The 1,417-nt window shown below is 47.4% G+C and carries 1 protein-coding gene and 1 pseudogene; both read right to left on the reverse strand.

What is annotated here, in order from left to right:
* Positions 1-112 (reverse strand): annotated as a pseudogene (locus A3GK_RS11885) (IS30 family transposase); the annotation flags it as partial.
* Between the two features lie 218 nt (positions 113-330).
* Positions 331-1,191: an ACP S-malonyltransferase gene (fabD, locus tag A3GK_RS0110165; RefSeq protein ID WP_018029332.1), complete on the reverse strand. Its 861-nt coding sequence runs from the start codon at positions 1,189-1,191 to the stop codon at positions 331-333.
* Positions 1,192-1,417: the final 226 nt, after the last annotated feature.

A 1,417-nucleotide genomic window follows, 5' to 3' on the forward strand; every position in this document is an offset into this window, starting at 1 on the left:
TAACCCCTAGTTTTTCGATTACTTTCTTCCACACACCTTTCCCTCTCTTCTTTTTTCGCTTAACCCTTTCCTTATCCTCATTGGCCAGCATTTGGCGTGCATTTCTTTTTATTCATAAAACAAATATACTAATCCCATGGGAGGTTTCGGCCTCCCATTTTTGTTTTATGAATCAACGCTCCTTTCTTCACTCTTTTTCACGGCTTATTTGGTGGCCGTACGGTCACCAAATAAGCCGTGAAAAAGGTAGTCCCTAGTACCTCAAAAATTGTGCTTCGGTTTAGAACTTAGGCTTTTGGCTCCTCACATCACAAGTGGGAGTGGCGGGGGTTAGAGGATGCGCTTGATCAGACCTTGGAGCACTTTACCGGGGCCGTACTCAGTGAAGCTCTCTGCTCCATCCTTGTGCATATTGAGGATGGTCTGCGTCCAGCGAACTGGTGCTGTCAGCTGCATGATAAGGTTATGGCGAATCTCCTCAGGGTCGGTATGGGGGAGGGCATCGACATTCTGATAGATAGGGCAGCTAGGCGCCTTGAAGTGGGTCTCTCTGATCGCTGCCTCCAACTCTTCTCTAGCACTTTCCATAAATGGGCTGTGGAAGGCTCCGCTCACATTGAGAGGCAAGGCACGCTTAGCACCCGCCTCTTTCGCCAGTGCACATACTTGCTGTACACCTTTTACCGAACCCGAGATCACCGCTTGTCCAGGGCTATTGTAATTGGCAAGGATTACGATCTCACCTTGGACAGAGGCACAGAGTTGCTCCACCTCTTCATCTTTCAGCCCAATAATGGCGGCCATGGTGGAGGGAGCTTGCTCGCACGCTTTTTGCATCGCTTGAGCTCGTTTGCTCACTAGTCTCAGTGCATCTTCAAAGGAGAGAGCTCCAGAAGCAGCGAGTGCTGTAAACTCGCCTAGAGAGTGACCTGCCATCATATCGGCACTGCACCCTTCGTCGCTCACCTTGGCAGAGATGTAGGAGTGGATAAATACCGCTGGCTGGGTCACCTTGGTCTGCTTAAGTTCTTCCTCGATGCCATGAAATATAGTATCGGTAATTTGGAAGCCAAGTATCTCATTGGCTTGCTCAAATAGCTGCTTTGCTTCGGCGTTGCTCTCGTAGAGGTCCTGCCCCATACCTACAAACTGAGCTCCTTGTCCTGGGAATACTGATGCGCGTAATGCCATAAAGATCTTTCTTTCTAATTTGTTTTTACTTAATTATAATACATCGCAAAGGTACGCATTATCTCCCAAATATCTATGAGGGGGTACCTTATCGGACAAGTCGGACAGGTCAGACAAGTCGGATTTCGTAGCTGTCTTGTCCTAGAAAAAGTTGACTCATAGATAGATTTTTATGAGTAAGTTTGTAAAAAGGAGTCAACTCCAGAAGATTTATTTTGACCGAGTT

The organism is Porphyromonas somerae DSM 23386 (assembly GCF_000372405.1).
GTDB classification, from domain to species: Bacteria; Bacteroidota; Bacteroidia; order Bacteroidales; family Porphyromonadaceae; genus Porphyromonas_A; species Porphyromonas_A somerae.

What these genes read in the sequence shown, in the direction of transcription:
- fabD (WP_018029332.1), bottom strand. Translation starts at nt 1,191, where the DNA reads ATGGCATTACGCGCATCAGTATTCCCAGGACAAGGAGCTCAGTTTGTA.